The sequence below is a fragment of the Streptomyces sp. W16 genome (genome assembly GCF_033194735.1).
Lineage (GTDB): Bacteria > Actinomycetota > Actinomycetes > Streptomycetales > Streptomycetaceae > Streptomyces.
This window is the reverse complement of the sequence record NZ_JAWOAI010000466.1, coordinates 1-7,969: the sequence shown is the minus strand read 5'-3', so window position 1 is coordinate 7,969 and position 7,969 is coordinate 1. Positions and strand designations below refer to the sequence as shown.

At 69.2% G+C, this 7,969-nt stretch carries 5 protein-coding genes and 2 pseudogenes; 6 read left to right on the top strand and 1 reads right to left on the bottom strand.

The window, feature by feature from the left end; all coding sequences use genetic code 11:
- A pseudogene (locus R6V09_RS40510) lies at positions 1-130 on the top strand (5-formyltetrahydrofolate cyclo-ligase); the annotation flags it as partial.
- Positions 131-177: 47 nt separating this feature from the next.
- On the opposite strand, the gene R6V09_RS40505 reads toward R6V09_RS40510, so the two are convergent.
- The gene (locus tag R6V09_RS40505; protein ID WP_317886490.1) at positions 178-2,928 is read right to left on the bottom strand and encodes a penicillin acylase family protein; all 2,751 of its coding nucleotides are present in this window, start codon (positions 2,926-2,928) and stop codon (positions 178-180) included.
- Positions 2,929-3,122: 194 nt separating this feature from the next.
- Between R6V09_RS40505 and R6V09_RS40500 the strand changes: the two genes are divergently transcribed.
- The 5 genes and pseudogenes from R6V09_RS40500 to R6V09_RS40480 form a co-directional block, all read left to right on the top strand.
- Positions 3,123-4,703, top strand: a complete 1,581-nt coding sequence (locus R6V09_RS40500) for a potassium/proton antiporter (RefSeq protein WP_317886489.1) — start codon at positions 3,123-3,125, stop codon at positions 4,701-4,703.
- 276 nt (positions 4,704-4,979) lie between these two features.
- Positions 4,980-6,254 carry an MFS transporter gene (locus R6V09_RS40495; RefSeq protein WP_317886488.1) on the top strand — a complete coding sequence of 425 codons (1,275 nt, stop codon included), beginning with the start codon at positions 4,980-4,982 and terminating at the stop codon, positions 6,252-6,254.
- Positions 6,255-6,323: 69 nt separating this feature from the next.
- Complete coding sequence (locus R6V09_RS40490) at positions 6,324-6,653, top strand: FmdB family zinc ribbon protein (protein WP_317886487.1); 330 nt, start codon at positions 6,324-6,326, stop codon at positions 6,651-6,653.
- 137 nt (positions 6,654-6,790) lie between these two features.
- Positions 6,791-7,624: an S-methyl-5'-thioadenosine phosphorylase gene (locus R6V09_RS40485; RefSeq protein WP_317886486.1), complete on the top strand. Its 834-nt coding sequence runs from the start codon at positions 6,791-6,793 to the stop codon at positions 7,622-7,624.
- Positions 7,625-7,780: 156 nt separating this feature from the next.
- Positions 7,781-7,969 (top strand): annotated as a pseudogene (locus tag R6V09_RS40480) (hypothetical protein); the annotation flags it as partial.

Sequence of the window (7,969 nt, the reverse complement as noted above, 5' to 3'; positions counted from 1 at the left end):
CGCGCATCCCGCGCTGGTGGTGCTGCTCTACGGCTCCGAGGTCGCCGCGCGCGTCCCCGCGGAGGCGCACGACCGGCCGGTGCGGGCGGCGGTGACACCGAGCGGCGTGCACCGGTTCCCGGGGAACTGAAATGGCCCTCCACGCGTGCGTGGAGGGCCATTTCAGATGTCAGCGGCTCAGGGTTTCAGCACCAGGGTGTCGCTCGTGCTGTCGTCGACCGCCTTGGACGAGAAGGACCACGGCAGCAGTTCGCCGTTGACCCACTTGCCGGTCTGGTCGGTGTAGTGCGCGCTGAAGGCGTGCCCGGAGGCTCCGGTGAGGTTGATCCACTTGGACTTGTCGAAGTTGTCCAGGTTGACCACCATGCGCATCGACGGCACCCAGACCACCCCGTAGCCGCCGGCCGCGTTCCAGCCGGTGGCGTTGACCGTGGCCTCGCCGCCGCTGAGCTTCCAGGGGCCGCGGTTGAGGATGTACTGGACGATGGCGGGGCCCTCGGTGCCCAGGGTCTGGTTCTTCAGGAACAGGCGGTGCAGCCGGCCCCAGCTCCAGGTGTCGATGTCCTTGCCGAGCTTGGCGGTCAGCTCCCAGCGGGCGTCGATCATGGCGCGCTTGAACAGGCCGTTCATGTCGCTCGCCGACGGACGGGTGCCCGAGGCGGGGGTCTTCCACCAGTCGCTGTTCGGGTCGTCCATGAGCTTGCGGACGACCTCGAACCAGCGGTCGCCGCCGTCCGGCTGCGCCTGGTCGGCGTCACGCTCGCCGCACTCGCGCACCTTCTGGTTGTCCTCGTCGGCGGGACCGGTCGTGTCGACCGGCGAGACGAACAGACACTGGCCCTTGACCCGCAGCTCCTTGGGCAGCTTGTTGCCGAAGGCGAGCTTGAGGATGTTGCGCCAGACCGAGTTGAAGTAGGCGGCAGCCGCCGAGTCGGCGTCCTGTGTGTAGTCCCAGCCCTCCAGGAGCTTCTGCGCCTCGCGCACGTCCGGGTCGGGCTCGTCGATCTTCAGCAGCTTGGGCACCAGCAGCTTGGCGATCTCGCTGCTGTCGTCGAGCTGCATCTGCCGCATGTCGTCGGTGGAGATCTTGCCGCCGCCGTCGATCTTCGACTGGATCAGATCGGTGATGCGCTGACTACGGGTGCCGTAGCCCCAGTCCGTGGTGAGCGTGTACGGGTACTTGTCCTTGTCGATCACCGCCTGGTTGGCGGTGACGATGTAGCCGCGCTTCGGGTTGTACTCGTACGGCAGGGCGGCCTGCGGGATGTAGCCGGTCCAGTCGTACTTGGAGTCCCAGCCGGGTACGGGCAGCGAGCCGTCGCCCTTCCCGCGCAGGGGGATCTTTCCGGGCAGCGTGTAGCCGATGTTGTTCTTGGTGTCGGCGTAGACGAGGTTCTGCGAGGGCACGTCGAACTTCGTGGAGGCCGAGCGGAACTCGCTCCAGTCGGACGCCTTGTCCATGGCGAAGACGGCGTCCATGGTGGTGCCCGGGTCCTCGGCGGTCCAGCGCAGGGCGATCGCGTAGCCGTCGCCTCTGTCCGGGGCCGCGGTGTCGACGGTGGCCTTCTTGCCGACCTTCACGAGTTCGTCGTTGCGGTCGGACAGCAGCGGGCCGTTGTTGGTCTCCCGGACGACGATCTTCTTGGACGCGCCGCCGGCGACCTTGATGGTCTCCGTGCGGCTCGTGAAGGGCCTCGTCGTGCCGTCGTACAGGTAGCCGTCGCCGGAGAGCTTCTCCAGGTAGAGGTCGGTGGTGTCGACCCCGGAGTTGGTCATGCCCCAGGCGATGTCCTGGTTGTGGCCGATGACGACGCCGGGCATGCCCGCGAAGGTGTAGCCGGTGACGTCGTACTGGCACTTGCTGGAGACCGTGCGGCAGTGCAGGCCCATCTGGTACCAGACGGACGGCAGCGACGCCTCCAGGTGTGGGTCGTTGGCCAGCAGGGGCTTGCCGGTGATGGTGTGCTCCCCACCGACGACCCACGAGTTGGAGCCGATGCCCTGACCGTTCACGCCGACGGCCGTCGGGAGGTCGTCCAGGACGTTCGAGAGACCCGCGAGCTGGCTCGTGAGGGCCGAACCGGACGAGGAGGACGACGAGCCCGTCGTACCGCTCGTGGACGTGCTGGACGAGCTGTCGCCCCCGTCGAACGTCTTCGTGTACTCGTCGTACTCGCCCTGGGTGACGATCGGCTGGTTGCGGCTGTACGGATACTCCGGGTACAGGTCCGCGATCTGCTGGGGGCCGAGGCGGGTGGTCATCAGCGCGCGGTCGATCTCGTCCTGCATGTTGCCGCGCAGGTCCCAGGCCATCGCCTTGAGCCACGAGACCGAGTCGACCGGGGTCCACTTCTCGGGCTTGTAGTCGTTGGTGAAACCAAGGGCCGCGTACTCCAGGGAGATGTCTTTCCCGTCCTTGCCCTGGAGGTAGGCGTTGACCCCCTTGGCGTAGGCCTGGAGGTACTTCTTCGTGGAGGCCGACAGCGTGGTGTCGTACTCCTTCTCGGCGACCCGGTCCCAGCCCAGGGTGCGCAGGAACTCGTCGTCCTTGACCTGGCTCTTGCCGAACATCTCGGAAAGCCGCCCGGACGTCATGTGGCGGCGTACGTCCATCTCGTAGAACCGGTCCTGCGCCTGGACGTAGCCCTGCGCCATGAACAGGTCCGCGTCGGAGGACGCGTAGATCTGCGGGATGCCGTAGCTGTCGCGCTTGACGTCCACGGGCCCGGACAGTCCGTCCAGTGTGATCGAGCCCGTGGTCTGCGGCAGGGAGGCCCGGACCGTACTGACGGACCAGTAGGCGCCGTAGGCGATGCCCCCGATGATGGCCATTACCAGGACGAGAACCAATAGACGGGCTTTGCGCCCCTTTTTCCTGCCGGACTTGCCGGGCTTATGACCCGATGAGGCGGTGGTGTTGGGGGGCATCGCTGTCCTTGCTGTCCTAACGCGAGCGGCAGGGCGGGCTGTGCTTTTGACTGAGCGCTGGAGCAACCATAGGCGCAGGCTTCCCAGCGACTTGACGCGGAGTCGGGTACCAGCGCGGACGGGCGTTCGATCTTGCCTCGGGAAGCGTCAAGAAAGCGTCAAGAGTTAGGTAAGGTAACGAAGTACTTGGATGCGTGGCGCCGCAGTCTCGCGTCCCCTGTACATGTGCTGCCGCCCCGGATGCGCGTCGGCCGAAGAAGGGAAGGCCTCTGACCGTCCACCACCTCGACCAGCTTCTGCTCGTCTGCTCGCTCGTCCTGCTCGTCGCCGTCGCGGCGGTCCGGATCTCCTCGCGCAGCGGGCTCCCCAGCCTGCTCGTCTACCTGGGGATCGGCGTCGCCATGGGCCAGGACGGCATCGGCGACATCCACTTCGACAACACCGAGCTGACCCAGGTCATCGGATACGCGGCCCTGGTCGTGATCCTGGCCGAGGGCGGCCTCGGCACGAAGTGGACAGAGGTCAGGCCGGTCCTGTCGTCGGCCGCCACGCTGGCGCTGGCAGGGGTGGCGGTGAGCGTCGGCGTCACTGCCGCGGGCGCGCACTATCTGGTCGGACTGGAGTGGCGGCAGGCGTTCATCGTCGGGGCGGTGGTGTCCTCGACGGACGCGGCGGCGGTCTTCTCCGTACTGCGCAGAATCCCCCTCCCCGCGCGCGTGACGGGCACGCTGGAGGCCGAGTCCGGCTTCAACGACGCCCCGGTGGTCATCCTGGTCGTCGCCTTCTCCACGGCGGGCCCGGTCGAGCACTGGTACGCGCTGGTGGGCGAGATAGCCCTGGAGCTGGCCATCGGCGCGGCCATCGGCCTCGCGGTGGGCTGGCTCGGCTCCTGGGGGCTGCGGCACGTGGCGCTGCCCGCCTCCGGCCTCTACCCGATCGCCGTGCTGGCGATCGCGGTCACCGCTTACGCGGCGGGCGCCCTGGCGCACGGCAGCGGCTTCCTCGCGGTCTATCTCGCCGCGATGATGCTCGGCAACGCGAAACTGCCCCACTGGCCCGCGACGCGCGGCTTCGCCGACGGGCTGGGCTGGATCGCCCAGATCGGCATGTTCGTCCTGCTCGGCCTGCTGGTCACCCCGCACGAACTGGGCGACGACGTCTGGCCGGCGCTGATCATCGGCCTGGTGCTGACGATGGTGGCCCGGCCGCTGAGCGTGGTGCTCAGCCTCACACCGTTCCGGGTGCCCTGGCAGGAGCAGACGCTGATGTCCTGGGCCGGGCTGCGCGGCGCCGTGCCCATCATCCTGGCGACCATCCCCATGGTGAACGGCGTCACCGGCAGCCGTCGCGTCTTCAACATCGTCTTCGTCCTGGTCGTCGTCTACACCCTCGTCCAGGGGCCGACGCTGCCCTGGCTGGCGCGCAAGCTGAAGCTGGGCGAGGGGGCGGAGGCCGCCGACCTCGGCATCGAATCGGCACCCCTGGAGCGGCTGCGCGGGCATCTGCTGTCCGTCGCGATCCCCGCCGAGTCCAAGATGCACGGCGTCGAGGTCAACGAGCTCAGGCTGCCGGCCGGGGCCGCGGTCACCCTGGTCGTACGCGACGGAAAATCGTTTGTTCCGTTGCCCTCGACGGTCCTTCGGCGCGGCGACGAACTCCTGGTCGTGGCGACGGACCCGGTACGGGACGCGGCCGAGCGGCGGCTGCGGGCGGTGGGTCGCGGCGGGAAGCTGGCGGGGTGGCTGGGCACGGACAACGCCACAGCCGGTCATTAAGGACATGTTTCGCACGGTTCACATGTTCACCAATCGCAGGTGAACGCGCGCATGGTGCCCGTTTTCACAGGCTCACCAGGCTTCGCTCCCTGTACGATGAAGGCACATTCTGATCGAACCAACTCTGCCTGACGCAGTGCTGGCGCGACCGCATGGCGGCCGAACCCTCTCCGCAGTGGGCACCGGTATCTACCGCAGTTCCGCGCAAGAGGACAGTGCTCGGCGCCGCCTCTACAAAGAGGTGCCGCGCTACCAGGTGGCAGAAAGGCACGGGCCGTGGCATCCACGGTCACCTCCAGGACGGGATCGCGTCCTGGATACGGGCAGCTGCTGCGCACACGCGGCGCCTGGACGTTCCTGCTTCCCGGCTTCGCGGCACGCCAGCCGTTCGCGATGCTCACCATCTCCATCGTGCTGCTGGTGCAGCACACCACCGGCTCCTACGGCGCGGCGGGCGCCGCCGCGGCCGCCACGGGCGTCTCCATGGCCCTGTTCGCGCCCTACAGCGGGCGCCTGGCCGACCGCCACGGACAGCGGGCCGTACTGCTCCCCGGCGTCCTGGTGCACTCCCTGTCGGGCCTGACGTTCACCGCGCTCGCGCTCGGCCACGCACCCCTGTGGGCGCTGTTCGTGGCCGCCGTGCCGACCGGCGCCTCGGTGCCGCAGGTCGGGCCCATGGTGCGCGCCCGCTGGGGCGTGAAGCTCCAGGACTCGCCCCTCATGACGACCGCCGCGGCCTTCGAGTCCGTCACGGACGAACTGACCTTCGTCTTCGGCCCGTTGCTGGCGACCGCCCTGTGCACCGCCGTGAACCCGGCGGCCGGCCTGGTCACCGAGGCCGGACTCACCCTGGTCGGCGGGCTGCTGTTCGCCGCCCGGAAGAGCACCCAGCCCACGGTGACCGCCGACGGGCACGCACGCGTGGAGCACGTCTCCGCACTGCGCGTCCCCGGAGTGCGCGTGTTGATCGTGACCTTCCTGGGCATCGGTTCCGTCTTCGGCGGCATGCAGGTCTCCCTGGCCGCCTTCACCGAGTCGATCGGCGAACCCGGCCTGAACGGCGTCCTCTACGGCACCTTCGCCGCCGGCAACATGCTCTCCGGAGTGGTCTGCGGTGCCATCGCCTGGAAGGTCGCCCCGCAACGCCGCCTCCTCGTCGGCTACGCGGCCCTCGCGCTGACCGCGTCCGCCCTGTGGACCGCCCACTCGGTGCTGCTCCTGGCCGGCCTCGGTCTCCTGGTCGGCATGTGCATCGCGCCCGCCCTGATCACCGGCTACACCCTGGTCGAGGGGCTCGTCCCGGCCGGCGCCCGCACCGAGGCCTTCACCTGGCTGACCGGCGCGGTCGCCCTCGGCCAGGCCGCCGCCGTCACCGTCGCCGGACAGCTGGAGGATCGCCTGTGGGGCGGCGCCGGTTTCCTGGTGCCGATGGCCGGTACGGTGCTCGCCCTGGGGACCCTGCTGACCCTCCGGTCGCACCTCGCGACCCGGCCCCGCAGTCGCACCGTGGCACGTGGCGTCGGTCACCGCGTGCCGGTGGCAGTGGACTGATCCCCGGGAATACGTCACTATGGACGCTCGTTAGCACTCATTGAGTGAGAGTGCCAGGAGGAAGACACAGTGCCGACCTACCAGTACCAGTGCACCGAGTGCGGCGAGGGCCTTGAAGCGGTCCAGAAGTTCACCGACGACGCGCTGACCGAGTGCCCCAATTGCGGTGGCCGCCTGAAGAAGGTGTTCTCCGCGGTCGGCATTGTCTTCAAGGGCTCCGGCTTCTACCGGAACGACAGCCGCGGCTCCTCGTCGAGCAGCTCGCCGGCCACGTCGAAGCCGTCGACGTCCTCGGACTCGAAGCCGTCCGCCCCGTCGACCACATCTTCGTCCTCGGACTCCAAGTCGAAGTCGTCGAGCTCGGGCTCCTCGACCGGCAGCAGCAGCTCCGCCGCGTAGGACTTCCAGACCGCGGGACCCTGTCGTCGTACGACGACAGGGTCTTCGGTGTTTTCCGAGCCGGTTCCTGAGCCGGTTTCCGAGCCAGTTCCGGAGCCGGTCTCTGCGCCTTTTCGGCGGCGGCTAGGGTGCTGGTCATGGCGAACGCAGAGATCGGCGTAATCGGCGGCTCCGGCTTCTACTCGTTCCTGGACGACGTGACCGAGATCCAGGTGGACACGCCCTACGGGCCGCCCAGTGACTCCCTCTTCCTCGGCGAGATCGCCGGCCGGCGGGTCGCGTTCCTGCCCCGGCACGGGCGCGGCCACCATCTGCCGCCGCACCGCATCAACTACCGGGCAAACCTCTGGGCGTTGCGCTCCGTGGGTGTGCGCCAGGTCCTCGGTCCGTGCGCGGTGGGCGGGCTGCGCCCCGAGTACGGGCCGGGCACGCTGCTGGTGCCGGACCAGCTGGTGGACCGTACGAAGTCCCGGGCGGCGACGTACTTCGACGGACTACCGCTGCCCGGCGGCGGAATGCCGAACGTGGTGCACGTGTCCCTGGCCGACCCCTACTGCCCGACCGGCCGGTCGGCGGCGTTGAAGGCGGCGCGCGGGCGGGACTGGGAACCGGTCGACGGCGGCACGCTCGTGGTGGTCGAGGGGCCGCGCTTCTCGACCCGCGCCGAATCCCTCTGGCACCAGGCCCAGGGCTGGTCGGTGGTCGGCATGACCGGCCACCCCGAGGCGACGCTCGCCCGTGAACTGGAGCTCTGCTACTCCTCGTTGACCCTGGTCACCGACCTCGACGCGGGCGCCGAGACCGGCGAGGGCGTCTCCCACGACGAGGTGCTGCAGGTGTTCGCGGCCAACGTGGACCGGCTGCGGGGCGTGCTCTTCGACACGGTGGCCGCGCTGCCGGAGAACGGGGCACGGGACTGCCTGTGCGCGAACGCGCTGGGCGGGATGGATCCGGGGTTCGAGCTGCCGTAGCCGAGCGGAGTCCGGAGGCTGGGGAGGTGCGGAACTTCCCGTTCGGGTGAGGGAGTTGTCCACAACCGGCGGGTAGCCCACGGGCTCCGGCGGACCGCGAGGAATTCCCGCATCGTGGGACCGCAATCCGATCCCTCGTCGCAGGTGGTGGTCCACATGTCCCCCTCCCCTCCCTTCCCTCCTCCCTTCTCCCCGCCCTTTCCGCGCCCGTTGGGCACCGACGCTCCGGCCACGTGCGAGGTGCCGCACTTCGCACCGGTGCGGGTGCGTGGCGGGTGGTACCAACTGCGCCGGCTGCTACGGCACCGGAGGCGGGCCGTGGCCGCCGGGCTCGCGGTGACGGCG

Coding starts and splice junctions, on each gene's coding strand:
- R6V09_RS40505 (WP_317886490.1), bottom strand. CDS start 2,928: ATGCCCCCCAACACCACCGCCTCATCGGGTCATAAGCCCGGCAAGTCC.
- R6V09_RS40485 (WP_317886486.1), top strand. CDS start 6,791: ATGGCGAACGCAGAGATCGGCGTAATCGGCGGCTCCGGCTTCTACTCG.